We start from the raw sequence: 25,236 nt of genomic DNA, 5'->3' as shown, positions 1-25,236 counted from the left end.
AGGATGCAAGGCGCCAAGTGCGTCCCTGCGGGGCTCGTGACGGCTCCCGGCGCTCCCTAGCGTCGAAGACATGAACCAGACCGACACCGTCACCCTCCCTCGCACCGTCGCCGAGACAGCCGTGCAGCTCGTCGACGTCCACAAGACCTACGCCGGCCCGACACCGGTCCACGCCCTGCGCGGCGTGTCCCTCGGCTTCGCGCGCGGATCCCTCACGGCCGTCATGGGACAGTCCGGCTCCGGCAAGTCCACCCTGCTCCACGTGGCGGCCGGCCTCGACGTGCCCAACCGGGGCCAGGTCGTCGTCGGCGGCCACGCGATCGCCGGCCTGTCCCCCGACCAGCTCACACGGTTCCGGCGGGAACAGGTGGGCTTCGTGTTCCAGTCCTACAACCTCGTCGGGCACCTCGACGTCCGCACCAACATCGAGCTCCCGCTCATCCTCGGAGGCCACGAGGTCGACCGCACCTGGCTGGCTCACCTGACCGAAACCCTGGGCCTCACCGGGTTCGAGAACCGGTTGCCCGGTGAGCTCTCCGGTGGTCAGGCACAGCGGGTAGCCATCGCCCGCGCGCTGGTCACCCGGCCCACCGTCGTCTTCGCCGACGAACCGACCGGCGCCCTGGACTCGCGCACCGGCGCTCAGGTGCTCGCCTTGTTCCGCGACACCGCCCGGCGCCTCGGCCAGACCGTCATCCTGGTCACGCACGACAGCGTCGTCGCCGCTGCAGCGGAACGGGTCGTGTTCCTTGCCGACGGGGTGGTGGCCGATGAGATAGCCGCACCCACCGTCGAGCAGGTCACAGCGTGCATGCTGGAGCTCGGACGATGAGCGCGCAGTGGAAGCTCGCCGCGTCCGCCACCTACGCGCACCGGGTCACCTTCGCGGGCACCGCCCTCGTCCTGGCCGCGGCAGGCGGAGTCATCGCCACCGTCGGAGTGCTCATGGAGACAGGTGTCCGCGCGGGCGACGCCGGCTTCGATCTCACGGCGCTCGCGTCGTCCTACGCGGGCACCGCGCTGGTGGTCGTCCTGTTCGTCGTCGCAGCGACCGTGTCGCTCGCACTGCGCGGGCGCCATCGCGAGCTCGCACTCGTGCGCACGATCGGCGCGACCCGGGGGCAGGTGCGTGGCCAGGTAGCGCGCGAGGTCCTGCTCGTCGCCCTCGTCGCCGTGCCGGTCGGCGCCCTCCTCGGGCTGGCGTCAGCCACGTTGCTTCGACCGATTCTTGTCGACGCCGGCATGGTCAGACCCGGATCCGGACTGGCATGGTCACCGCTCCCCGTCGCCGTCGCCCTGGGCCTCGTGCTGCCCGTGGCGCTGCTCGCCGGACGGCTCGCCACACGTGAGACGCTCCGGATGGAGCCGCTCGACGCCGTCCGCACGAGCGCGGTCGAGCCACCGAGCATCGGGACGGTCCGTCGAGGTCTGGCCATCGCCTGCGCGGTCGCGGGAGTCGCCACCGCGGGGAGCCCACTTGTCGTCCCCGGCACGATCGGGAGCGCCAGCGCGGCGATGTCGGCCTTCCTCCTCGTGGGCGCTGCAGCGCTTGCCGGACCGTCGCTCGTCACCTGGGCCTTCGGCCGGACCTCGCGGATGCCCGGCCGACGACGCGGCGCCCCGACCGTTCTGGCGCTGCACAACGTGCGCGGGTTCTCTCGACGGCTGACCGGCGTGGTCGTTCCGCTCGCGGTCGCCCTGGCCATCGGAACCGTCCAGACCAGCGTCGACCATGCAGTAGCGAGGGCAGCCGAGGTGCAGATCCGTGCCGCGCTGGGCAGCGACCTCGTCGTGACCGGCACCGGCGGTGACGACCAGCTCGCGCAGGTCGCCGACGTGCCGGGCGTGGCCACGGCAGTGCCCCTGTCGGTCGTGCCCGTCGAGGTCCGTACCGACGAGGAAGACATGCCGGACAGGCTCGTCTGGGAGCGGACGGCGCTGCGGACCGTGCCCGCCGACGTCCCACGCACCATGGTGGACCCCGGCGTCACCCACGGTTCGCTGGCCGCGCTCGCCGACCCCGGAACAGTCGCGATCAGCACGGATGCGGCATTCGCCACAGGCATCGGGACGGGCGACACGGTCGACCTGCGGTACGACACGACTGAGCACCAGGTTCGCGTCGTCGCAGTCTTCGACCGCGGGCTGGGTCTGGGCGACTACCTCGTCACCCCGCAGACCGCCGCGGGGTTCGGTGCGCGGCCGTCCGCCGACACCGTGCTCGTTGGGACGACGGATCCCGCCTCGGTCACGAGCCGGCTGCGGGCCTCGGGCCTCACCGTGGAGACGGCCGAGCAGTACGCTGCCACCTCCACCGACCCTGACGCTGCGGCGCAGCACCTCTCGTCGGTCCTCGTCCTGCTCCTGCTCGTCTTCGTCGGGCTCGGCGCCGCGAACGCGCTGGTGCTCACGACCGCGGGGCGGCGCGCTGAGTTCCGGCTGCTCCACCGGACGGGCACCACACGCCGGCAGCTGCTGAGCGTGCTGACCGTCGAGTCCCTGCTGACGGGGGTGCTCGCGTGGCTGATCGGGACCGTCGCCGTCCTTCCCGCGGTCCTGGGGGTATCCGTAGGACTGCTGGGCTGGTCGATCCCCGTCGTCGACACGCAGACCTACCTGGTCCTGAGCGGTGCCGTCATGGTCACCGCAGTCGGTGCGACGCTCCTGACCGCGGCGCGCACTATCCCGCGCAGGATCGGCTGAGGGCCGACGTGCCGGGCTACGTCGGACGGTGGCACGCTCTACGGGCCGCCGCGCCAGTGGTCGATCCGGTGGTGGTCGGGCAGGAAGCCGTGCTCGACGCCCCAGAGCACGGCCTGCGTCCGGCTCTCCGCGCCGATCTTGCCGTAGGCCGTTCTGATGTAGGACTTCACCGTGTTGGGGCTCAGATAGGTGAGCGAGGCCACCTCCGCGTTGCTCAGTCCCTGCGTGATGAGCGCGAGGATCTCCGACTCGCGGTCCGTCAGACCTTCGCCGCGTCCTGGCCAGTCCAGACCGTTGGCAGGTCGGGCTCGGCCGGGGACCTCGCTGATGACGACCTCGCCGGCGTGGACGGCCTCGAGCGCAGCGACGAGCTCCCGGGCAGGCAGCGCCTTGGACAGGTAGCCGCTCACCCCCTGCGCGCGCGCACTCGCGACCAGGTCCGGGTGGAAGTTCCAGGTGTAGACCACCACGCGGCGAGCGTTCGGGTTCTTCACCAGGACGCCGATCTCGTGCTGGTCGGACTCGGGCTGCGCGAACGAGTCGTACAAGACGATGTCGACCACGTCGTCGACCGGCTCGTTCGTGTCGATCTCGGCGACGACGACGCGGTCGCGGTACTGATCGAGGATCTTGGCGACGCCCATGACCACCACGTCGTAGTCGTCGACGAGCGCAACTGTGATTGGTCCAGCAGACTGGGGCACTGCTCGACCGTAGACCCCCCTAGGGGTGTAGTGCACCAGCCCTAGGGGTGGTGAAGTCGAGGGAACGTACCCCCTAAGAAAGGCACCACCATGCTGGGACTCATCATCACCATCATCGTCGTCGGGCTCATCGCCGGCCTCCTCGCGCGCCTCATCGTCCCGGGCAAGCAGAACCTGTCGATCGGCATGACGATCGTCATCGGGATCATCGGGTCGTTCGTCGGCGGGTTCCTCGGCTACCTGCTGTTCCACAAGGACGCCGATGACGGCTTCCTGCAGCCCGCCGGGCTCATCGGCTCGATCATCGGCGCCATCATCGTGCTGCTGATCTGGATCCGCGTCGGTGGTCGCCGCTCGATCACCGGCTGATCTGATGTGTCCGCGGGCCCCGATCACGTCGATCGGGGCCCGCCTCACGTCGGCGTGCGGAGTGCGGCCCCTCGCTCGCGGACCGGTTCGCACTCGGCGTGCTGTTCCCGGATCACGCGCTCTGCCATCCTGCAGAAATGAGCCTCGACCCTGTGGAGAGCAACCCGGAGCACTACACGGTCCTCTTCGAGAACGACCGGGTGCGAGTGCTCGAGTACGTCGACCAGCCCGGCGAGAAGACCACCCCGCATGAGCATCCGGACAGCGTCATGTACACGATGAGCGGCTTCCGCAGACGGCTCGTCGCGGGCGACAGGGAGCGCGACGTCGAGATGTCATCCGGGTTCGTGGGGTGGCTGCCCGCTCAGGAACACTGCGGCGAGAACATCGGGAGCACCCCGACGCACGCCCTGTTCATCGAGCTGAAGGAGCCCGACCCGTCCGACGGAGCCGGGAGACACGGCGTCGGCTCGCTCGGACCTCAGCCCACCTGACCGACCACCCGCGCGGGCCTCTGTGGCGTGACACTGACGCCAGAATCGCCGACTGCCTCGCGTCACGAGGTCAGACCTTCAAGCGGAACTCCACCATGTGGCGCTTCATCAGCGAACCAACTGGTCGAGGCGGGGAAGGCGATCGGGCATGTCGTCTGTCACCCAGCAGTACTCGAGATCAGCGATCCTGCCATCAATGAGCCAGAGGAAGACCTCACCGACGAAGTTGTCGTTCGTGGGTCGTGAACCGTCCTCGTGGACCGTGGCGCCGGGCCCAACCTGCCTCCCCGCCTTCACGACGCCGCCCAAAGAGTAGGGGGGCACGGCCGCTGAGACCAGGATGGAGAAGCTCTGCGAGCCGTCGAACCACGCTTCGTCGTACTGCGCCGATTCGATCTGGTTCAGGAGGTTGGCCGAGTGGGGCACGACCTCCACAATTTGCAGCAGCAACTGCCGCTCATCTGACGACAGCGGGCGCGGCATGGATGCTCCAAAGGTCTTTGATTGACGGAACTCCACAACGTCGGCCATTCCGCGTGCTCTGCCCCGTCGTCCACGAACTTCCAGCGACCGGTCCTCGGTAGTTTGGCTACGAGGCCATGCCGAAGCAAGACAGGAAAGGTCCCTTCGCCTTCCTCACCCTGAAGACCGGCGAATACCCGACGTCAACCCAGCTGCGCCCCCAGCGGGTCGAGTGCGGCTACGTCTGGCAGGGCGCATCAGCACAACGTGGGCTTCGCCCCGTCCGCATCCACGCACAGGTCAACCCCGGCCCCGCCGTCCAGGTCGTCCACGCCGGCACCACCGAACAGCAGGTCCTTCCCGGCGTCGCCGTCCAGCTCGTCGTTCCCGAACCCCCCGAGCAACAGGTCCGCGCCGTCCCCACCGATCAGGTGGTCCGCACCAGCCCCACCGATCAGCACGTCGGCACCACCGAGGCCGCAGACCACGTCATCCCCGGCGCCACCGATCAGCACATCCCGTCCGGGAGTCCCGGTCTTGGTGCACACCTCCGACACGGGTTCCGCGATCTCGACCGAGCCCGCCTCGCAGTCGATCCCCGCCGGCCGCTCGACGTTGCGCTGGTCCGTTTCGACGACCGTGCACGACGCGGCGGGGACTGCGCCCGCGGCGGGGCTGGTACCGAGCGGGAGCCTGGTCAGGGTCGGCCCGCCGTTGTCGGCCAGGGGCGCGAGCTGCGGGTCCCCGACGTTCGTCTGGTCGCCGGTACCTCCCCCGAACGCGCACGACGTGTCGCCGCCGACGTTGAACCCCGACGAGATGGTGGTGCCGGCGATCGCACAGTCGGTTCCCCCGCCCGCTGGCGCCGCGACGATCGAGCCGAAGCTGTCGAGGTCTGCACCTGTTCCGATGTTCGCTCCGGTCGGTGCGCTGTTGCCCGCCACGGTCACGTGCTGCAGGAACACGTCCCCTGTGGCGGTGTAGACCCCGCCACCCGACACCGCCGCGGTGTTGTCCGAGAACGTGGAGTTGCTGGCGCGCACCTCCCCGGTGGCCGCGTAGATGCCGCCGCCACGCCCTTCGACGCCGGTGGCCGAGTTTCCGCTGAAGGTCGAGCGGGTGATGACGACCTGCGCCGGTGGCGGGTCCTCCGACAGCTCGACGATCGAGACGACCATCCCGCCACCCGGGCCGTTGCGCGTGTTGCCGGCCACCGTCGAGTCGGTGATCGTGGCGGTCCGCGCGTCGGTCGGCTGGTCCTGGTCGACGGCCCACGCGATGCCGCCGCCGACAGTCGAGCCGGCCGGGTGGTTCCCGGTGATCGTGGAATTGGTCACCACGAGGTCGCCGCACGCGGAGCAGGACACCCCGGGTCCACCGTTGTCGACGGCCGCGGAGTTGAGGAACGTGAGCTCCCCGTCGCCCTGGCCGGTGGTCGAGACGCCTCCCTGACCGTTGTTGCTGATCGTCGAGTTCAAGATGCTGAGCGCTCCGTCGATCGCACCGATCCCTCGGCCGGTGTTCTGGGTGATGTCCGACCCGTCGACCGAGATCGAGCCGAACGAGACCCGGACTCCGGTGCCCGTGTTAGGCCCGACCGTCGAGTCGATCAGTCCGATGTTCGCGCCGCTGCCGAACTCGCCGCTGTTCAGCACAGTGCCCGTACCCGCGTCGTTGCCCAAAACCGCAACGTCGGTCATGACGACGCCGCTGTTGAACCGCATCGCAGCACCGTCGTTACCTTCGCCGCCGGTGAGCGTGATGTCGCCGATCCAGAACACTGGCGCGTCGTCGAGCATGTCGAACAGCCGTTCGCCCGGGCAGGTCTGGTCGATCGTGGCGCCGTACCCGTTCACCTGGAGTGAAGTCGTCCCCGTGTAGTCGAGGTCGCCTCCGACATTCGCGTCCTCGTCGCCACCGCACAAGCTCAACGGGTACGTCACCCCGTAGGCGAGGTCGATGACGGTGTCTTCGGCGGACGCATTGGCCTCGTTGACCGCCTCGCGAAGTGAGACGAGGCCGTCGGCGCCGTCGACGACGTCAACCGTCGTGGTCACCGTGATGGTCGCGGCCATCGCAGGGGTCGCGGTGACCACCGTGACCGATGCTGCGACGAGGGCAAACAAGCTGACGACTGCGATGCGCTTCATCATTGAAGTGGTCCCCCCCGGGAGCTGGTCCGGCCGCCGATTTGTCGGCTTTGACCCGAATCAACGTCAAGCATCTACCCCATGGCGTCGCCTTGACCATCCCGACTCCGGAACTTCACCTCGACGCCCGAGGCGACAGGCGCACGCGCTGGTCTGACATCCGGGTGGTCTCCCGACGCTGTGGATTACCCCACCCGGTCGGGCGGATCGCCCCAGAGACCGGTATCGGCGTGAGTTCCTACGTTCGACGTCATGATCACGTACTCGGAAGACCTGGGCACCGTCGCGACCTGGGCGGTCGACCTCATGGAACGTCTCGGCGCACCCGGCGTGGGCGTTGCCATCGCGATGGAGAACCTCTTTCCACCCCTACCCAGCGAGGTGGTGCTCCCGCTCGCGGGCTTCACCGCAAGTCTCGGCTCGTTCGGGCTCCTCGAGGTGCTGCTATGGGCGACCGTCGGCTCTGTCGTCGGCGCGCTCGCGCTCTATGGCGTCGGCGCTGCACTCGGTAGGGACCGCATGCGGCGGCTCGTCGCGTACGTGCCCCTTGTCCAGATCAGCGACGTCGACCGCTCGGAGGCGTGGTTCGCGCGCCACGGCGCCACGGCGGTGCTGCTCGGACGAATGGTCCCGATCTTCCGCAGCCTGATCTCGATCCCGGCCGGGATCGAACGCATGCCCATCGGGAAGTTCCTGGTCCTGACGACCATCGGCAGCGCCGTCTGGAACACCGCCTTCGTGCTCGCCGGGTACGTGCTGGGCGAGAGCTGGCACAAGGTCGAACGTTACGGCGACGTGCTGCAGGCCGTCGTCGTCGTCGCCGTCGTCGGGTCCGTCGTCGGCTTGGTCCTCGTGCGGACCCGCCGACGTCTGGGGGCACGCCGTGCGGCCACCGCTGATCGGCGAGGCAGGATGGAACGGTGATCGTCGACCCCACCGGAACAGACGCCGCGTCCCGCTCACGCTCTCTGGCCCGGGTCGGTGCACGCGGGTTGGGCGGTTCGATGCTGGGTGCACTGCTCGTCCCTGCGTACGTCCTGGCGGTGGTCGCTGCACCCCTCACGTCGCGCCCGACGCGCACGGTCGTCGGCTGGGAGGCCCGAAGGCTCACGTGGGTCGACGGCGCGCGACGTCCGGACGCACCCCGTGGAGGGCAGGCGCTCGGGTTCGTCGGCGTCCGGGCGGGCCTGGGGCTGCTCGCGGGCGCGGTGCTCTGCCTCATAGCGCTAGGGCTCGTCGTGGCATGCAGCGTGGTGGTCGGCGCGACGACCGGAGGCCCCGTCTCGGCCTTCGACGCCGAGCCCGGTCAGGTGTCGTTCGCGACGATCGGCTGGTTCGTGCTTCCGGGAGTGGTCCTGCTGTTCCTCGCAGGGAGCGGACTTGCCGGAATCGCTCGGCTCGACGTCGCGGCCTGGCAGACGTTCGCCCGACCGGGAGCGGACGAGCTCGAGGCAACCGTCTCGCGCCTGACGGTCACGCTCGCCGATGTCGTCACGGCCGTGGATGCCGAGCGTCGGCGTATCGAGCGCGACATCCATGACGGCGTCCAGCAGCGGGTGGTGGCGCTGTCGATCCTGCTCGCTCGCGCCGACCGTGCGACGGACCTCGCCGAATCGCAGGAGCTGCGTCGCCGGGCGCGCGCCGAGACGCAGCACGTCCTCGACGACCTGCGGGACGTGTCGTGGCGCATCCATCCGACGGCACTCGAGCGTGACGGTCTGGGTGTCGCCCTGGAGGCGTTGCGCGACCGCACGTCGCTGCCCGTCGACCTGCGCGTCCCGACGACAGCCAGGTTCCCGGCTTCGGTCGAGGCGGCTGCGTACTTCGTCGTGAGCGAGGCCATCACCAACGTCATGAAGCATGCCGCCGCCAGCACCGCAACGGTCAGCGTCGACGACGACGACGGGCTCTTGCGGGTCGTGGTCGAGGACGACGGCGTCGGAGGCGCCGACCCTTCCGGCCCCGGCCTGTCGGGCATCGCCGCGAGAGTCGCGGCGGCTGACGGGGCCTTCCACCTGACGAGCCCCCGCGGCGGCCCGACGACGCTCGAGGTGGACCTCCCGTGCGCATAACCGTCGCCGAGGACTCCACGCTGCTCCGCGAGGGCCTCGTGCAGCTGCTCGTCGCCGAGGGGCACACCGTCGTCGACGCCGTAGGGAATGCCACCGAGCTTCGGTACTCGGTCGCCCGCGACCAGCCCGACCTCGTGCTCGTCGACGTGCGGATGCCCCCCGACTTCGTCGACGAGGGGATCCGAGCTGCGCTTGAGATCCGTCACCGGTGGCCGCACGTCGCCGTGCTGGTCCTCTCGCAGCACGTGGAGCGCCGCCATGCCGCGGAGCTCCTCGCCGGTGAGGGCGGCGGCGTCGGGTACCTGCTCAAGGACCGGGTCTCCGACATCGCCGGGTTCCTCGACGCCGTCGACCGGGTCGGACACGGTGGCACGGCGTTCGACCAGGAGGTGGTTCGGCAGCTCGTCCGCGCCGACGCACCACGGCGTTCGCGCCTGTCGCAGCTGTCAGGACGCGAGCTGGCGGTGCTCTCGCTGGTCGCGCAGGGGTACAGCAACGCTTCGGTGGCGGCTCAGCTCTTCGTCAGCCAGAGCGCCGTGGAGAAGCACATGAACACCATCTTTACCAAGCTGGACATCCCACCCGACGAGCACCGCAACCGACGTGTCCTGGCTGTCCTCGAGCTCGTGCGCGAGGCCTGATGGCGAGGCACGGCCCTCCTCGATCGGTCGCGACCACACCGAACAAATGTTCGGCGCAGGCCTCACTTCTGTCCAGCGATCAGACGTTGAACCGGAACTCCACCACACGGCGCGGCCGATCAACATGTGGCGGATCCTCGTCGGACGAGCACTCGCGCGGGGGCGAAGCGACGTGGCCAGGGCTGGGCGTCTGGGCCGGACTGTGGGGGCGGCGTGGGAGTGCCGTGGCTGGTCCGGCTCCAGCAAGGGCAGCGAGGCTCGGTGCACCAACTGAGAGGAGCATCTGATGTCCACCACGATCCCCGCGGAACCCCTGGCCGACGTCCGCGACATGTACGTCGTCCACCGCGCGTTCCGGCGCGAGTTCGGGCTGCTGCCCCACCTGATCCGCGACGTCATCTCCGGCGACGTCGCGCGCGCCGAGGTCGTCGCCGCCCACCTCGACCTCGTCCTTGCGGGCCTCCACATGCACCACACCGGCGAGGACGTGGTCCTGTGGCCGCTGCTCCTCGAGCGAGCCACACCATCGGGCGACCTGATCGCGACGATGGAGGCGCAGCACCACGCCGTCGACGAGTACGCCGACCAGATAGGTCCCCTCAGCGCCGACTGGCGCACGACGGCGTCGGCCGTCCGCGGCGAGCAGCTCGCGCGGCTCGTCGAGGACTTCCGTGCGGCGCTCCTTGAGCACCTGGACCTGGAGGAACGCGCGATCCTTCCCGTCGCCGCACGCCACGTCACCGCGAAGGAATGGGACTCCATGGGCGACCACGGCGTCGAGGTGATGACGCGGAGCCAGCTTCCCCTGATGTTCGGGGCGGTCCTCGAGGAGGCGGACGACGTCGAACGGTCGATGATGCTCGCAAAGCTACCTGTCCCGGTCCGGGTGCTCCTCAGCACCCTCGGCCGGTGGCAGTACCGCCGCTACGTCAGCCGCGTGCGCGCCGGCTGAGCTCGCGCGCCAGCTCGACGACCTCAGGCGCGGTGGTGTCCCGTCCTGCGTCCCAGGCGGGACGGAACCGCACCTCGCCCAGCGCCTCACGCGCCAGGGCGAGGTCGTGGTGCGCCAGCGCCTCTGACGCCGGGAAACCGGCGTCCACCGCGTGGTCCGCCGACCACGACGCGGCGGCACCGAACAGCGTCGCCCCCAGCTCATGGTCCCCCGACCTGACTGCCACGCTGGCGAGCGCCGGAAGCGTGTAGGCGAACGTCCAGCTGATCCGGGCAGTCATGGAGATCTCGGCCGACTCGGCCAGCAGCCGTGCGGTCTCGCTGTGCTCGTCGCGGAGCTGGGTCAGCGTGGCGCGCAGGTTGAGCACCGTGGCGAGCGTGAACGGGTTGCCCAGCCCGCGAGCGCTGTGCTCGCAGCCCAGGAGGAGCTGCTCCGACTCGTGCAGCGAGCCGGCCAGCAGCGCCACCTGGGCGTGGGCTATCCGGCAGTGCAGGACCGCCCACGTCTCGTCGTCATCGGCCGCCCTCGTGCGCACCACGGCCAGGCGCGCCGACGCCTCGTCGAGATCTCCGGCGAACAACGCTCCCGACCCGGCGAGCACGGCAGCCTCGGCGAGCAGTCCTGGACGGTCGAGCCGTTGCGCGAGGGCGAGCGCGGCGTCGGCATCGGCACGCAGGGCCGGGATCTCACCGAGCACATAGCTCATCCCGGCTGCGGCGACCAGCAGCTGGGCCTTCACCACGTCGGTCATCGGCCCGCGGCGGAGCAGGGCCACCAGCGCCAGGCCTTCTTGCCCGACCCCCCGCAGCGCCAGGAACGGCCACAACCTCCAGATCGCCTCGGCGGCGTCGTCCAGACGCCCGGCCTCGATCAGGTGCATCAGACCCGCCCTGATCGCGGGCAGGTCGGCCTCCGCGAGGTCGAGGCCGGCCACCAGCGCTGCTCCTCGAAGGTCGGCCTCCAGGTCTCGAGCGAGGGCGAGCACGCAGTCGGCCAGGCGCCCTGTGGCGACCGCGCGATCGGCCGGGGCGAGCCGGAGCGCGGCGTACTGACGAACCGGTCGAAGCAGCCGGAACCTCTCGGTGCCCTGCACGTCGGCGCCGCGGCTGACCAGCGAGTGGTCGAGGAGCACGCGCAGCTCGCGCAGCACGTCCTGGCCCGCGACCGCCTCGGCCCCGGCCAGCGAGAAGGTCCCCGGGAGCACCGCGAGCCTCGCCAGCAGCGCTCGCTCGCGCTCGCCGAGAAGGTCGTAGCTCCAGTCGAGCGTCGCCGCCATCGACCGCTGACGCTCAGGCAGGTCCCGCGGACCGTCGATGAGCACGGAGTCCAGCCGAGCGAGCAGCTCCGCCGGGCGCAGGAGCGCCGTCGCGGCGGCCGCGAGCTCGACCGCGAGTGGAAGGCCGTCGAGCCGTCGGCAGATCTCGGCGACGGCCTCGTCCTCGTCAGCGGATCGCGTCAGCCGCCCGCCTGCCGCGTCGGCACGCTCGCGGAACAGCCGGACGCACGCGCCCTGGTCGAGCGGCTCGACGCGGAGGGTGCGCTCGGCCCGGATCCGCAACGGAGCCCGGCTCGTTCCGAGAATCACCAGCCCCGGGCAGTGTGCCGACAGGTCCGCGAGCGACGGCGCCGCCGCGAGGACCTGTTCGAGATTGTCGAGCAGCAGCAGCATCCGGCGACCGGCAAGGAAGGGCGACAGGCCGACGACGGTCCCTCGGTGCCCGGCCTCGGGCACCCCAAGAGCGGCCGCGATCACCGGGATGACCACCTCGGGCTCGGTGATGCCGGCCAGCTCGACGAGCGTCACACCTCCGGGAAACGCGTGCGACGCCGCTCGGGCCGCCGCGAGCGCGAGCGCTGACTTCCCGACGCCTCCCGGGCCCGTCAGCGTCACCACGCGGGTCGTTGCTTCGGTCAGCAGCTCTGTGAGGCTCTCGAGCGCGGTAGACCTACCGACCAGGTCGACCGTCGCGCTCGGCAGAACCGTCGGCGCAGCAGCGTCCACCTGGGGAGCCGACGACGGACCAGCCACGGTACGGGTCCGGTCCGGGACGGCTCCGATGAGGCGAGCCCGATGGCCCGCGTCCAGGTTCAGCGCGTCCGCGAGCGCGCGCACGGTGTGCGGATAGGGGCGGCGACGCTCGCCGCGCTCCAAAGCACCGACGGCCTTCACCGTGATGCCGGCCTTGTCGGCCAGCTCCTCCTGGGTCAGGGACCGCTCGTCACGGAAGGCCCGCAGCAGTGTCGCGAAGCTGTCACCCACCGAACGGACGGTAGTCGCCCGCAGGCCTCGGCGTGGCTCAACTGTGGTCGTGCTGTGGGTGTCGCGTCCACCGCGGCCTCTGGAGGCTGGTACCTGACGACACCGGCCCAACCGCCCGAGCTCCACATCCACAGGAGGAAGACATGTCCGCCAGCGCGCAGCCCCTCACCATCCCTCACGCGATCGAGCCGGCGGCCCGCACCCGCTACGGCGTGGCGGTGTCGGCCTTGCTCGTCGCGGCCTTCAGCCTCTCGGTGATCCACACGGTCTACGCGAGGCTCTCTGGCTTGGAGGATCCGGACTTCACCGTGACCAGTCCGCTCACCTGGGTCTTCTACCTGGTCGCGTTCGGGGCAGCCGCGCTGGCCCGTCGCGACTCCCGCGCCGCACAGATGACCGTGCTCGGCTACCTCGTCGTGATCCTGGGGGTGTCGGTCTTCTACTACCCGACGACCTTCACGCTCGAGCAGCAGACCACCTTCGGATGGTTCGAGAACGACGTGTACACCGGGCTGCTGCTGACCTCGCTGATCCTCTCCGTGCTGCGGCTGCGGCGTCGAGCCCTCGTGCCCTGAGGCTCGACCGAGGGCACACGCGTGACGACGGGCCACGGGCGGCAACGCCAAACGCACGCGACGAGGTAGGAGGTGCTGACGTCCTTCGTTGTGCTGCAGGCTGCTGCGCACGCGATTGCGCCGTGCGACTGCGTTCACGCACTCAGTCCGGCTGCAGTCGGCGCTCCCACTACACGTTGAAGCGGAACTCCACCACGTCGCCGTCGGCCATGACGTAGTCCTTGCCCTCGATGCGGGCCTTGCCGGCTGCGCGGGCCGCGGCGACCGAGCCGGCGGCGACGAGGTCGTCAAAGGAGATGACCTCCGCCTTGATGAAGCCCTTCTGGAAGTCCGTGTGGATCACGCCGGCGGCCTGCGGAGCGGTCCAGCCCTGGTGGATGGTCCAGGCTCGGGACTCCTTGGGGCCGGCGGTCAGGTAGGACTGGAGGCCGAGGGTGTGGAAGCCGACGCGGGCGAGCTGATCGAGGCCGGCCTCTTCCTGCCCGTTGTCGGCGAGCATCTCGCGGGCCTCGTCGGGGTCGAGCTCGACCAGCTCCGACTCGAACTGCGCGTCGAGGAAGATGGCGTCGGCCGGGGCGACGAGCGCACGCATCTCGTCCTGGAACGCGGTGTCGGCCAGCCCGGCGTCGTCGGTGTTGAAGACGTAGATGAACGGCTTGCTCGTCATGAGCTGCAGCTCGTCGAGGTGCTCGATCTTCTTGCCGCTCTGGGCCAGGGTCTGGCCGGTCTCGAGGATGGCGAAGGCCTCCTGGGCGGCGGCGAGCAGGCCGGCGTCGGCCTTCTTGGCGCGGACCTCCTTCTCGAGGCGGGGGATCGCCTTCTCGAGGGTCTGCAGGTCGGCCAGGATCAGCTCGGTGTTGATGACCTCGATGTCGTCCTTGGGGTCGACCGTGCCGGAGACGTGCACGACGTCGGGGTCGGCGAAGGCCCGCGTGACCTGGCAGATCGCGTCGGCCTCGCGGATGTTGGCGAGGAACTTGTTGCCCAGGCCCTCACCCTCGCTCGCGCCCTTGACGATGCCGGCGATGTCCACGAACGACACGGTGGCGGGCAGGATGCGCTCGGATCCGAACACCTCGGCGAGCTTGTTCAGGCGCGGGTCGGGCAGCGGGACCACTCCGACGTTCGGCTCGATCGTGGCGAACGGGTAGTTCGCCGCGAGGACCGACGCACGCGTCAGCGCGTTGAAGAGGGTGGACTTGCCGACGTTGGGCAGGCCGACGATGCCGATGGTGAGTGCCACGTCGGACGAGTCTACGGGGCCTCAGGCGAAGGACTGGATCCGTTGCAACAGGTCGGTGCCGTTCCGCTCGATCAGGCGGCCGCCGATGCAGACCCCGAGGAACAGGAGCAGACCACCGAGCAGCGGCCCGACGACGAACGCCAACCACCCCAGCGCGGAGCTGTGCTCGGTGATCGCGTACAGCGCGAGCCCTGCGACGGGCAGGCTCAGCGCAAGCACCGCGGACCAGCCGACGAGCTGCGAGACCACCGCGACCATCGACGCGCCCTGCCGGGTCTGGAACGGGTTCTCCCCAGGTTGCTGAACCGGGTAGACCACCAGCGCGGAGACGATGCTCGCGCCGCTGAACGCGGTCCAGAGCACGCCGTACGAGACGCCGAGCAGCGCTGGGATCGCGTCGGGCCGCCCTGTCAGGAGCGCCGACCCGACCGAGTAGACGGCGACGACGGGGACCGCGAGCGCTGCTGCCCCGATGACGCGGCCGAGCCGGTCGGTGAGCCCGGTGATGGGTGCGGCCAGGTGCGTCCAGAAGGCGGAGCCGTCGTAGGCGACGTCCGCGGAGACCCCCCAGCCGAAGAAGAACGCCGCGCTCGGGCCGAGGAAGAGCAGCGAGCTGCCGCCCGGGTTCAGGATCCACAGCAACACCGGGAGCAGCGGGACGATGGCGATGGCCAGTGCGTAACGCGGGTCGCGGACCCAGTACGTGAGGCTCCGCGCGGTCGCTGCTCCGAGGGGCGTCGCGGGCAGCCTGCCGAACCAGCCGAGGCCGCGAGCCCGTGTCGACGCGACCTCGTGCAGCGGGTTCACCAGGGCGTGGGCCAGCGCGCGGTCCCAGACCACCGTCAGGGCGACCAGTGTCCCGACGGCGACGCCGAGGCGCCCGGCCGCGCCGGCCACGTCACCGGCGGCGACCTCCCACGGGACGGCCCACACCGCACCGAGCGGGGTCCAGCCGAGCACTGCGGCAACCTGCTCGAGGGCCTCCCGGGTGAGGTGTGCGCTCGAGGCCGAGGTCCGACCGATCAACGGTCCGATCAGCACCAGCGGCACCAGCGTGACCGCCGCCATGAGCTCGCGCACCCGCCGCTTGCTCATCAGGTGCGACGACGCCGACGTGGTCGCACGGCTGCCGACGATGCACGTCGCGACCCCCAGCAGCGCACATGCCGGCGCCACGAGGAGGGCCGTCGGCGTCCGCCACCAGACCCCGCCGATCGCGAGGGCCGAGACGACGGTGACCACGCCCGGGATCCCGAGCACCGCGCCGATCGCGAGGCCGAGGAGCATGCTGCGGCGCGGGATGGTGAACGTGACGAACCGTGCGGGGTCCACGGTTGCGTCGACCCCGAACGACACGAGCGGCACCACCCACCAGCCGAGCACGATGACGGAACCGAGCAGCACCGTGACGAGTCCGCGGATGTCGGGTGTCTGCACGCTGACTGCCGCCAGCGAACCGACGACCAGCACGATCGCGAACAGCCCGTACAGACCCGCGAACGCCAGCCCGACCACCTGCCACGGACTGCGTCGCAGCCCGTTGCGCACGAGCGCAAGCTTCAGCTGGACGAGGTGCGCAACCACGCGAGCCCCTCACCCGTCCCGCGGCCGCCGACGAGCTCGACGAACCGGTCCTCCAGGCTCTGCCCACCGCGCACGTCGTCCACCGTCCCGGCCGCCAGCACGTGCCCGGCGGCGATCACCGCGACGTGGTCGCACATGCGCTGGACCAGGTCCATGACGTGCGACGAGACGATCACGGTCCCGCCCGAGGCGACGTACGACGCCAGGATGTCGCGGATGTTCGCGGCGGAGACCGGGTCGACCGCCTCGAACGGCTCGTCCAGGACGAGCAGCCGCGGAGCGTGCACCATCGCGCACGCGAGCGCGACCTTCTTGGTCATGCCGGCCGAGTACTCGACGACGAGGGTCCCGGCATCCCCGGTGAGGTCGAGCGCGACGAGCAGGTCTCGTGCACGGTGCGCCACCGTGGCGCGGTCCAGGCCGTGCAACAGGCCCGCGTAGGTGATGAGCTGCTCGCCGGTGAGGCGGTCGAACAGGCGGACGCCGTCAGGCAGGACACCGAGCATCCGCTTGACCTCGAGGGGGTTGGCCCACAGGTCCTGCCCGTGCACCAGCACGGTCCCGAAGTCGGGCTTGAGCAGGCCCGTCGACATGGACAACGACGTCGTCTTGCCGGCGCCGTTCGGTCCGACGAGGCCGTAGAACGAGCCCGCGGGGACGACCAGATCGATCCCGGCGACCGCGATCTTCTGGCCGAACCTGCGCCACAGTCCCCTCAGCTCGAGTGCGGGTGTCAGCTCCTCAGGCATCGGACCACAGTACGGTCCGGCAACGCCGAGCACCCTCCGCCAGAGGGTGGATGTCGGTAGCTCCTGGGAGGGTCCTCACATGGACACCTCACTGCTCGTCGGGCTGCTGATCGGCGGCGTGCTGGGCGCCGTGCTCGCCTCGTGGCGGGGCACCGTCGCGGCGGCTCGTGCGACCGCCACGCTCGAGGCCGAGCGTCGCGCCGGCCAGGAGCGTCTGGCTGACACCGACCGGCAGGCCGACCAGTTCCGGGCGTTGGCCGCGGAGGCTCTCGCGACGAGCACCGACCAGTTCCTCGCACTGGCCCACCAGCAGCTCGCAGCCGACCACCAGACTCAGGCCGGCGAGCTCGCCCAGCGCGAGGCGGCCGTCCGGGCGATGGTGGAACCACTGTCCAGCACGCTCGACGCGGTGCGGGCCCAGCTGTCGTCGGCGGAGCAGGCGCGCGCGGCGGGGAACGCGGCGCTCGGTGAGCAGGTCCGGGCGATGCACGTCGCCTCAGAGCATCTGCGTGACGAGACGTCGCGCCTGGTCACTGCGCTGCGGTCGTCGCAGGTGCGGGGCCGGTGGGGCGAGGTGCAGCTGCGGCGGGTGGTCGAGGCCGCCGGGATGCTGCCGCACGTGGACTTCGTGGAGCAAGCGCAGGTGCGCACGGACGAAGGGCTGCTGCGGCCCGACATGGTCGTGCGGCTCGCGGGCGGGAAGAACGTCGTGGTCGACGCCAAGGTTGCGTTCCTGGGGTTCCTCGACGCCGCACAGTCGGCCGACGAGTCCGTCCGGGCGGACCGGCTCGCCGCGCACGCCCGCCACGTGCGCTCACACGTGGACGACCTCGCCAGCAAGCGCTACTGGGACCAGTTCGCACCTGCGCCGGAGTTCGTGGTGATGTTCGTGCCGGCCGAGTCGTTCCTCGGCGCCGCCGCCGAGCAGGACCCCCTGCTGATGGAGTACGCGTTCGAGCGCAACGTCGTCATCGCGACGCCCATGACGTTGCTCGCGCTGCTGCGCACCATCGCCTACGCGTGGCGTCAGGACGCCCTCGCTGCCAACGCCCAGGCCGTGCTGACCCTCGGCAAGGAGCTGCACGGGAGGCTCGCGACGATGGGCGCGCACCTGAGCCGCCTCGGCCGTGCGATCGACTCGGCCGCCGGGGCGTACAACCAGACGGTGTCGTCGCTGGAGAGCCGGGTCCTGGTGAGTGCACGACGGTTCGCGGACCTGAACGTGGTCGACGGCGACCTGCCCATGCCTGAGCCCGCCAACCCTCGCCTCTCGAGCGTCAGTGCACCCGAGCTGGTGGCTTCTGCGGACGAGCACGTGGTGCTGTTCGACGGCCGGGCGGAACGGGACGAGCGCGCACTTCGTGCGGAGCGGGCCGCGAACGACGCCGACGGAGCCGGGTCGGCGGACGCCTCGAGCGCGTGAGCACCGCCGCACCTGACCACCGCCGTGCGGCGGACCGACGACTCAGGCGGGCTGGACGTCCAGGGACCGGCGGCCGTCACGGCGCGGAGCCTGGGGCAGGCTGCCCGACGCCTTCAGGTCGGCACGCAGCTCACGCGGGAGCGAGAACATCAGGTCCTCCGTCGCCGTGCGGACCTCCTGGACGTCACCGAAGCCGTGCTGCGCGAGCAGCTCGAGCACGTCCCGGACCAGGATCTCCGGGACGGACGCGCCCGACGTGACGCCGACCGTGGACGCACCGTCGAACCACGACGGGTCGATCTCGGCAGCGTTGTCCACCCGGTAGGAGCTGCGCGCTCCCGCGTCGAGGGCGACCTCGACCAGGCGGACCGAGTTGGACGAGTTGGCGGAGCCGACCGTGATCACGACGTCGCACTCCGGGGCCAGCTTCTTCACCGCGACCTGACGGTTCTGCGTCGCGTAGCAGATGTCGTCGCTGGGCGGGTCCTGCAGGTTGGGGAACCGCTCACGGAGCCGGCGAACGGTCTCCATCGTCTCGTCGACCGAGAGGGTCGTCTGCGAGATCCAGATGAGGCGGTCCGGGTCACGCACCTCGAGGTCCGCCACGGCGTCCGGGGAGCCGACGACCTGGATGTGCTCGGGAGCCTCGCCGTAGGTGCCCTCGACCTCTTCGTGGCCCTCGTGACCGATCAGCAGGATGTCGTAGTCCTCCGAGGCGAACCGCACGGCTTCCTTGTGCACCTTGGTGACGAGCGGGCAGGTGGCGTCGATCGTCTGCAACGACCGCGCCTCGGCCGCCGCATGGACCGCCGGGGAGACACCGTGCGCGGAGAACACGACCCGCGCACCCTCGGGCACCTCGTCGGTCTCGTTCACGAAGATGGCGCCACGCGCCGCCAAGGTCTCGACCACGTACTTGTTGTGGACGATCTCCTTGCGCACGTACACGGGAGCCCCGTAGTGCTCGAGGGCCTTCTCGACGGCCACGACAGCCCGGTCGACGCCGGCGCAGTACCCGCGTGGCGCCGCCAGGAGAACGCGCTTGGAGGTGTCGGACGTCGAGGTGGTCACCGGGCGAGTCTAGTTCGGCGACCGCGCGCGACCGCCCGATCTCGCTGCAGAGCCACGGATCGGCACGTCATGTGCACGTCGTCCCCTCCGGACCACCATCGCGGGGATGTGGGTCCGATGAGGCAGGCTGGGCGCGTGAGCATCGAGCCCGGCCGCAGTGCCGCACCCGCGAGCGTCGCACCCGCGAGCGCAGGGCCGCGGCCGTTGAGGGCCGCGGACACGACACCGGAGCGGCCCTGGCCGGTGCGTCACCTCGCGCCCAAGATCGCCGACTACATCGCGAAGATGCCGCCTGTCTGGGTGGAGGGGCAGGTGCTCAACCTCAAGCGGTGGAACACCTTGTATTTCCTGACGTTGCGGGACACCGACCTGGACATGTCGTTGTCCGTGACGATACCGGCCGCCTCGATGCGCCCGCTGGCGGACAAGGTCTCCGACGGTGCGCACCTGGTGGTCCACGCGCGACCGCAGTTCCATGCCAAGAAGGGCACGCTGACGTTCGCCGCCGACGACGTCCGCCTGGTCGGCCTGGGCGAGCTGCTCGCACGGATCGAGCACCTGAAGGGGATCCTCGGCGCCGAAGGGCTCTTCGAGCAGAGCCGCAAGCGCCCGCTTCCCTTCCTTCCGCGCACGGTCGGGCTGATCGTCGCTCAGCAGGGGGATGCGGAGCACGACGTCGTGTCGAACGCGCGCGCCCGCTGGGCCGCTGTCGAGTTCGAGATCCGGCGCGTGACTGTCCAGGGGCCCCGGGCCGTCCCCGAGGTCAGCGCGGCCATCACCGAGCTCGACGCCGATCCCCGGGTCGACGTGATCGTCGTCGCGCGCGGCGGTGGGTCGTTCGAGGACCTGCTCCCGTTCAGCAACGAGGCGCTGGTGCGGGTCGCCGCCGCCTGCCGCACCCCGCTCGTGAGCGCGATCGGGCACCAGCTGGACACGCCGCTGCTCGACCTCGTCGCGGACTTCCGCGCCTCCACGCCCACCGACGCAGCCAAGCGGATCGTTCCCGATGTCAGCGAGGAGCGCTCCCGGATCACCCAGGCGCGCCTGCGGGCAAGGGCGGCCCTGACCGGACGGTTGCAGAGGGAGCAGTCGGGCCTCGACCAGCTCCGCAGCCGGCCCGTGCTCAGCAACCCGACGACCTTGGTGGACCAGCAGGAGCACCGCGTCGAGGTCCTGCGGCAGAGCGGGCGACGCGCGCTCCACACGAGCCTCGTGCACGGGTTCGCGGAGGTCGCCGGCCTCTCGGCGCAGGTGCGGGCCCTGTCCCCCGCCGCCACCCTGGACCGGGGGTACGCGGTCGTGCAGACGACGGACGGTCATGTGGTGCGCGACCCCTCCGAGGTCGCCACGGGGGACGGGCTACGCCTCCGCGTCGCCCACGGGCAGCTGACGGCGAGCGTCACGTCCCCCTGACCCAGAGTGCTCAGATACCGATCGGGCACCCGAGCACTCCGGAGCGCGTCAGACGCCGACCGCGACGTGCGGATGGTGCGCGTCGTGCTCGGAGGTCGCCTCGGCTTCCTTGAGCGCGGCACGGGAAGCGGCTCCCGTGTCCTTGAAGTGCCCGACGACCGACAGGACCAGGCCGAGGGCAGCCCACGACGCGAGGGCGAGCCAGAGATGCGTGGTGTCTGCGCGGGGGAAGTACGACGCGTCGCGAAGCAGTGCGGCGGCGGCGCCGGGTGGCATCCACTGGCCGATCGCTCCGAAGGGCACCGGGAGCATCTGCCATGGCTGGGCCGCTGCGGCGAGCGGGTTGGCGATGAGCAGGAACACCACGGGTCCGATGGCGATCCCCGGACGACCGACCACCGACACGAAGCCGACGATCGTGGCGGCGATCCCGAAGATCGCCAGACAGATGATCCCTGCGTTCACCCAGTAGCTGCCCCCGATGGCGCCGAACCATCCCTGGAGCACCCCGGCGACGGCGAGGCCGCCGAAGACGGAGTAGGCCGCGACCGCCGTGGCGCGACGCCAGACGCCGACGACCAGGACCGAGACGAGGATGCCGCCGATCATGCCGCCGATGACGAGCGGCAGCGTGACCAGCCCGAGGACCGCGCCGCGCGGGTCGCCGGAGCCGAGCGGGACGACGTCGGTGACGGGCACCGGCACCCCGATCTGCTCGGCCAGCACGGGCGACAGGGCGGCGAGCTGCTGGGCGACGACCGAGCTCCCGGCCGTCGAGGTGAGGATCTCGGGCGACGCACCCAGGACGACCGCGCCGTAGACGTCGCGGGTCTCGATGAGGTCGACCACGGCGGCGCGGTCGGCGGCCCGGACCACGTCGAAGACGCCGGGTGCCCGTTGGGACAGGCCCTGCTCGAACGATGCGGTCGCAGTGGCCGGGCCGGCGACCGCGAGCGGCAGGTCCTTGGCCTCGGCGGTGACCGTCGGCCACAGGAAAGCGAGGGTGACGAGCGTGACGATCGCCGCAAGGGCTGAGGCGAGGCCGACGAGGCGGCGCCACGGGGTGTGCGGCCGAAGGGTTGCGGTCGACATGGCAGTTCCTCTCTAAAACCGAATGTTCGTTCTTTAAAGCATCGACCTGAGACCGCGACTTGTCAAGAACGATCGTTCGTTTTTATAGTGGGATGTGCCCAAGGTCACCGAGGAGTACCGCGTCGCTCGTCGCGACGAGATCGCCGACGCCGCGCTGCGCGCGTTCCGCCGCAAGGGCTTCCAGGCCACGTCGATGGCCGAGATCATCGCGGAGTCAGGGTTGTCAGCCGGTGCCATCTACGGGCACTACCCGAGCAAGAGCGCCATCGTCGTCGAGGTCGCGGCCCGCGTCGTGGACGCCCGCGTGCACGACATCGAGCGGCTCTCCGAGCTGACGCCGATGCTGGCACCGCCCGCGATCCCCCGGATGCTGGCCCTCGGGATGCTCAAAGCCGTCGGCAGCCCGGCGATCATGGTGCAGCTCTGGGGCGAGGGGATGACCGACCCGGAGGTCGGTCTGCTCGCCACCGACGTGGTCGAACGGCTGCGCTCGGCGCTGACCCAGTACGTCTCGCTGTGGCACCGCCGCACGCACGGGACCCCGGCCGACGAGGCCGACCGGCTCGCGGTCGAACAGGTCCCCCTGTTCATCGCGACCGTCCAGGGCTACGTCCTGCAGGCGTCGATCGTTCCGGACTTCGATGGCGAGGCCTACCTGGCGGCCGTCGAGAAGTACCTGCCGCGGTAGGCGCCCGTACGGGCCGCATGCTGGCCGTGTGGGCCTCTGCTGGTTGACTGTCCCCGTGCCGAAGGCGTCCCCCACCACCCCCGACAACCCCAACGCCGACGTGAGCGCGCTCGGTTACGAGCAGGCCCGCGACGAGCTGGTCTCCGTCGTCGCGCGGCTCGAGGCCGGTGCGCAGACGCTCGAGGAGTCACTAGCGCTCTGGGAGCGTGGTGAGGCGCTCGCCGCGCGCTGCCAGGAATGGTTGGACGGCGCCCGGCAGCGGCTCACCGCCGTTCGGGCGAAGGCCGGTCCGCAGAGCGACGACCCGGACACCGACGTCGATCCTGACGAGATCACCCCCGACGACATCGAGGAGCAGGCATGACACCCGCAGCACAGGACCGCGCACTGGTCGTCGGCGAGGCCCTGATCGACGAGGTCGTACGACCCGACGGGAGCCGCGAGCGGCACCCCGGGGGCAGCCCGGCCAACGTGGCGATCGGCCTGGGCCGCCTGGGCCGCGCGGTTGACCTGCTCACCTGGCTCGGCGAAGACTCGGACGGCGACCTGGTGCGCCGCCACCTCGGCAGCTCGAAGGTGAACGTGCTGACGGGTGACCGATCGGCGACCCGGACGCCGGTGGCCACCGCGAAGATCGATGCGGGCGGTGTCGCGAGCTACGAGTTCGACCTCGAGTGGGACCTGCCGAGCTCGTGGGACGACGCCGAGGGTGACCCGCTCGTCGTCCACACGGGCTCGATCGCCACGGTGCTGCAGCCGGGCGGCGCCGCCGTCGAACGGCTCGTCGCCGACAGCCGCCCCCGGTCGACCATCACCTACGACCCGAACCTGCGCCCGGTGCTCATGGGCTCGCCGTCGCACGCCCTGCCCTACGTCGACGCGCTCGTGCGGCTGGCCGACGTGGTCAAGGTCAGCGACGAGGACCTGGCGTGGCTGCACCCGGGCGTCGCACCGGCGGAGATCGCCGAGCAGTGGAGCCAGTCCGGGCCGTCGCTCGTCGTCGTCACGCACGGCGGCGAGGGTGCGTTCGCGTGCACATCGGCGGGAGCACGCCTGCAGGTGGTCGCGCCCAAGGTCCAGGTCGCGGACACCGTCGGTGCAGGTGACTCGTTCATGGGCGGTCTGATCGACGGCCTCTGGACCGCCGGTCTGCTCGGCGCCGCGAACCGGCAGGCGCTCGCCGACGCCGACACGGCGGTCCTTCAGGGCGTGCTCGAGCGCTGCGCAAGGATCGCCGCGATCACGGTCTCCCGTGCCGGTGCCAACCCGCCCGGCGCCGACGAGCTCCTCTGATCAGCTACGCGCTCGCGGCCTCGCGGGCGTGGGCGCGTTCCAGCGAGGCCTTGCGGTCCGCCTCGTTCTCCTCGTCGATCCGACGCGCGTCGTCGGCACTCCAGGTGAGGTTCTCGCCGGATTCAGGGTCGAAGATCATCGCGCGCGCGGGGTCGAACCAGAGGCCGGCCTGGTCGCCGTCCCGGATCTTGCTCTCCGAGTCGAGGGCGACGATGAGCTGCGTGCGCAGGCCCTCACCGTCGAGGTCGCGGTCGAGCTCCTCGAGCTTGCCGGCCACCTCGGGGTTCGTGTCGAACGGGATGTAGGCGTAGAGCTCGGACCCCAGCCACTCCGTGACGTCGACCGGTGCGGTGAACTGGACGCCCTGCGTGCGCTTGGTCGCCTCGAGCAGGGACGCGTCCTCGAAGTGCTCAGGACGTAGACCGACGATCACGAGGTTCTTGCCACGGAGCTTCCCGGACAGCTCCGGCGTCAGCGGGATGTCGGCGAACGGCAGTCGAAGGGCCCGCCCGTCGACCACCTCGCCCGGCAGGAAGTTCATCGGAGGTGAGCCGATGAACCCTGCGACGAACAGGTTCTTCGGCTGCTCGTACAGGCCGCGCGGGCTGGCGACCTGCTGCAGCTCACCCTTGCGCAGGACGGCCACCCGGTCACCGAGCGTCATGGCCTCGGTCTGGTCGTGCGTGACGTAGACGGTGGTCGTGCCCATCTTGCGTTGCATGCGGGCGATCTCGGTACGCATCTGGCCGCGGAGCTTGGCGTCGAGGTTGGACAGCGGCTCGTCGAAGAGGAAGGCGTCGGCGTCCCGCACGATGGCACGGCCCATGGCCACGCGCTGCCGTTGGCCGCCGGAAAGGTTCGCCGGCTTGCGGTCCAGGTGGTCCTGCAGCTCGAGCGTGCGCGCCGCGAACTCGACCTTCTCCTTGATCTGCGCCTCGGTGAACTTGCCCTTCTGCAGCCGCAGAGGGAAGGCGATGTTCTCGAACACGGTCAGGTGCGGGTAGAGCGCGTAGTTCTGGAACACCATCGCGAGCTTGCGGTCCCGGGGTGCCTTCTCGTTGACGCGCTTGCCGCCGATCGTCAGGTCACCCGCGGTGATGTCCTCGAGGCCGACGATCATGCGCAGGAGCGTCGACTTCCCGCAGCCTGACGGCCCGACGAGGATGACGAACTCGCCGTCGGCGATGTCGAGGCTCACACCTTTGACGGCGAGGAAGCCGTCGCCGTACTGCTTGACGATGTCCTTGAGGGTGATGGCGGCCATCGGATCTCCTTCGTGGGTCGGGCTGCGTCCTCGG

At 70.5% G+C, this 25,236-nt stretch carries 24 protein-coding genes; 14 read left to right on the top strand and 10 right to left on the bottom strand.

Going from position 1 to position 25,236, the window contains the following annotated elements; genetic code table 11:
- Positions 1 to 70: 70 nt before the first annotated feature.
- Positions 71 to 832, top strand: a complete 762-nt coding sequence (locus N553_RS0116180; RefSeq protein WP_028047398.1) for an ABC transporter ATP-binding protein — start codon at positions 71 to 73, stop codon at positions 830 to 832.
- Positions 829 to 2,703 carry an FtsX-like permease family protein gene (locus N553_RS0116175; RefSeq protein WP_028047397.1) on the top strand — a complete coding sequence of 625 codons (1,875 nt, stop codon included), beginning with the start codon at positions 829 to 831 and terminating at the stop codon, positions 2,701 to 2,703. The genes N553_RS0116180 and N553_RS0116175 overlap by 4 nt, the downstream gene beginning before the upstream one ends.
- Before the next feature lie 38 nt (positions 2,704 to 2,741).
- Here N553_RS0116175 and N553_RS0116170 read toward each other — a convergent pair whose 3' ends face one another.
- Positions 2,742 to 3,347 carry a DNA-binding response regulator gene (locus N553_RS0116170; protein WP_156043877.1) on the bottom strand — a complete coding sequence of 202 codons (606 nt, stop codon included), beginning with the start codon at positions 3,345 to 3,347 and terminating at the stop codon, positions 2,742 to 2,744.
- A 150-nt stretch (positions 3,348 to 3,497) separates the two neighbouring features.
- On the opposite strand from N553_RS0116170, the gene N553_RS0116165 reads away from it, so the two are divergent.
- Both N553_RS0116165 and N553_RS0116160 read left to right on the top strand, forming a co-directional pair.
- Complete coding sequence (locus N553_RS0116165) at positions 3,498 to 3,776, top strand: GlsB/YeaQ/YmgE family stress response membrane protein (RefSeq protein ID WP_028047395.1); 279 nt, start codon at positions 3,498 to 3,500, stop codon at positions 3,774 to 3,776.
- A 137-nt stretch (positions 3,777 to 3,913) separates the two neighbouring features.
- A complete protein-coding gene (locus N553_RS0116160; RefSeq protein WP_028047394.1) occupies positions 3,914 to 4,270 on the top strand; it encodes a hypothetical protein in 357 nt (118 codons plus the stop codon).
- 108 nt (positions 4,271 to 4,378) lie between these two features.
- Here N553_RS0116160 and N553_RS0116155 read toward each other — a convergent pair whose 3' ends face one another.
- Both N553_RS0116155 and N553_RS25705 read right to left on the bottom strand, forming a co-directional pair.
- Positions 4,379 to 4,801: a hypothetical protein gene (locus N553_RS0116155; protein WP_028047393.1), complete on the bottom strand. Its 423-nt coding sequence runs from the start codon at positions 4,799 to 4,801 to the stop codon at positions 4,379 to 4,381.
- 188 nt (positions 4,802 to 4,989) lie between these two features.
- Complete coding sequence (locus tag N553_RS25705) at positions 4,990 to 6,885, bottom strand: choice-of-anchor Q domain-containing protein (protein WP_028047392.1); 1,896 nt, start codon at positions 6,883 to 6,885, stop codon at positions 4,990 to 4,992.
- Positions 6,886 to 7,134: 249 nt separating this feature from the next.
- Here N553_RS25705 and N553_RS0116145 point away from each other — a divergent pair, with 249 nt between their 5' ends.
- From N553_RS0116145 to N553_RS0116130, 4 genes are all read left to right on the top strand, one after another.
- Positions 7,135 to 7,806 carry a DedA family protein gene (locus N553_RS0116145; protein WP_034622908.1) on the top strand — a complete coding sequence of 224 codons (672 nt, stop codon included), beginning with the start codon at positions 7,135 to 7,137 and terminating at the stop codon, positions 7,804 to 7,806.
- Positions 7,803 to 8,954: a sensor histidine kinase gene (locus N553_RS0116140; RefSeq protein WP_051640257.1), complete on the top strand. Its 1,152-nt coding sequence runs from the start codon at positions 7,803 to 7,805 to the stop codon at positions 8,952 to 8,954. The genes N553_RS0116145 and N553_RS0116140 overlap by 4 nt, the downstream gene beginning before the upstream one ends.
- Complete coding sequence (locus tag N553_RS0116135; protein WP_028047389.1) at positions 8,945 to 9,595, top strand: response regulator transcription factor; 651 nt, start codon at positions 8,945 to 8,947, stop codon at positions 9,593 to 9,595. The genes N553_RS0116140 and N553_RS0116135 overlap by 10 nt, the downstream gene beginning before the upstream one ends.
- Positions 9,596 to 9,881: 286 nt before the next feature.
- Positions 9,882 to 10,547, top strand: a complete 666-nt coding sequence (locus N553_RS0116130) for a hemerythrin domain-containing protein (protein ID WP_028047388.1) — start codon at positions 9,882 to 9,884, stop codon at positions 10,545 to 10,547.
- Here the strand turns inward: N553_RS0116130 and N553_RS23155 are convergent.
- Complete coding sequence (locus N553_RS23155) at positions 10,525 to 12,807, bottom strand: helix-turn-helix domain-containing protein (protein WP_051640256.1); 2,283 nt, start codon at positions 12,805 to 12,807, stop codon at positions 10,525 to 10,527. The two genes, N553_RS0116130 and N553_RS23155, sit on opposite strands and share 23 nt — an antisense overlap.
- 143 nt (positions 12,808 to 12,950) lie before the next feature.
- Between N553_RS23155 and N553_RS0116120 the strand changes: the two genes are divergently transcribed.
- A complete protein-coding gene (locus N553_RS0116120; RefSeq protein WP_028047387.1) occupies positions 12,951 to 13,382 on the top strand; it encodes a hypothetical protein in 432 nt (143 codons plus the stop codon).
- Between the two features lie 169 nt (positions 13,383 to 13,551).
- Here the strand turns inward: N553_RS0116120 and ychF are convergent, their stop codons facing one another.
- Genes ychF through N553_RS0116105 form a run of 3 tightly spaced genes read right to left on the bottom strand, consistent with a single transcriptional unit; the run spans position 13,552 to position 16,958 of the window.
- On the bottom strand, positions 13,552 to 14,625 hold the full coding sequence (gene ychF, locus N553_RS0116115) for a redox-regulated ATPase YchF (protein WP_028047386.1): 1,074 nt from the start codon (positions 14,623 to 14,625) through the stop codon (positions 13,552 to 13,554).
- Positions 14,626 to 14,646: 21 nt separating this feature from the next.
- Positions 14,647 to 16,209 carry a hypothetical protein gene (locus N553_RS0116110; RefSeq protein WP_028047385.1) on the bottom strand — a complete coding sequence of 521 codons (1,563 nt, stop codon included), beginning with the start codon at positions 16,207 to 16,209 and terminating at the stop codon, positions 14,647 to 14,649.
- On the bottom strand, positions 16,185 to 16,958 hold the full coding sequence (locus N553_RS0116105; protein WP_051640255.1) for an ABC transporter ATP-binding protein: 774 nt from the start codon (positions 16,956 to 16,958) through the stop codon (positions 16,185 to 16,187). Before N553_RS0116105 ends, N553_RS0116110 begins: the two co-directional genes overlap by 25 nt.
- Before the next feature lie 79 nt (positions 16,959 to 17,037).
- On the opposite strand from N553_RS0116105, the gene N553_RS0116100 reads away from it, so the two are divergent.
- A complete protein-coding gene (locus N553_RS0116100; protein ID WP_028047383.1) occupies positions 17,038 to 18,381 on the top strand; it encodes a DNA recombination protein RmuC in 1,344 nt (447 codons plus the stop codon).
- Positions 18,382 to 18,423: 42 nt separating this feature from the next.
- Here the strand turns inward: N553_RS0116100 and N553_RS0116095 are convergent, their stop codons facing one another.
- Positions 18,424 to 19,452: a 4-hydroxy-3-methylbut-2-enyl diphosphate reductase gene (locus N553_RS0116095; protein WP_028047382.1), complete on the bottom strand. Its 1,029-nt coding sequence runs from the start codon at positions 19,450 to 19,452 to the stop codon at positions 18,424 to 18,426.
- A gap of 117 nt (positions 19,453 to 19,569) precedes the next feature.
- Here N553_RS0116095 and xseA point away from each other — a divergent pair, with 117 nt between their 5' ends.
- Complete coding sequence (gene xseA / locus N553_RS23150) at positions 19,570 to 20,865, top strand: exodeoxyribonuclease VII large subunit (protein ID WP_156043870.1); 1,296 nt, start codon at positions 19,570 to 19,572, stop codon at positions 20,863 to 20,865.
- A 48-nt stretch (positions 20,866 to 20,913) separates the two neighbouring features.
- Here xseA and N553_RS23145 read toward each other — a convergent pair whose 3' ends face one another.
- Entirely contained in the window at positions 20,914 to 21,957 is a 1,044-nt protein-coding gene (locus N553_RS23145; protein WP_051640254.1) for a hypothetical protein, read from the bottom strand.
- A gap of 94 nt (positions 21,958 to 22,051) precedes the next feature.
- On the opposite strand from N553_RS23145, the gene N553_RS24430 reads away from it, so the two are divergent.
- From N553_RS24430 to N553_RS0116070, 3 genes are read left to right on the top strand one after another with little or no spacing between them, the layout of a single operon-like run.
- Entirely contained in the window at positions 22,052 to 22,645 is a 594-nt protein-coding gene (locus N553_RS24430; protein WP_051640253.1) for a TetR/AcrR family transcriptional regulator, read from the top strand.
- 55 nt (positions 22,646 to 22,700) lie between these two features.
- Positions 22,701 to 23,009, top strand: coding sequence for an exodeoxyribonuclease VII small subunit (locus N553_RS23135; protein ID WP_051640252.1), 309 nt, complete (start codon positions 22,701 to 22,703; stop codon positions 23,007 to 23,009).
- A complete protein-coding gene (locus tag N553_RS0116070; RefSeq protein WP_028047381.1) occupies positions 23,006 to 23,938 on the top strand; it encodes a carbohydrate kinase in 933 nt (310 codons plus the stop codon). Before N553_RS23135 ends, N553_RS0116070 begins: the two co-directional genes overlap by 4 nt.
- A gap of 4 nt (positions 23,939 to 23,942) precedes the next feature.
- On the opposite strand, the gene N553_RS0116065 is transcribed toward N553_RS0116070, so the two are convergent.
- Entirely contained in the window at positions 23,943 to 25,202 is a 1,260-nt protein-coding gene (locus tag N553_RS0116065; protein WP_028047380.1) for an ABC transporter ATP-binding protein, read from the bottom strand.
- Between the last annotated feature and the right edge of the window lie 34 nt (positions 25,203 to 25,236).

It is taken from the genome of Cellulomonas sp. URHE0023 (assembly GCF_000688475.1).
Lineage (GTDB): Bacteria > Actinomycetota > Actinomycetes > Actinomycetales > Cellulomonadaceae > Cellulomonas.
The sequence above is the reverse complement of the archived record's forward strand: the minus strand, read 5'-3'. Positions and strand labels throughout refer to the sequence as shown.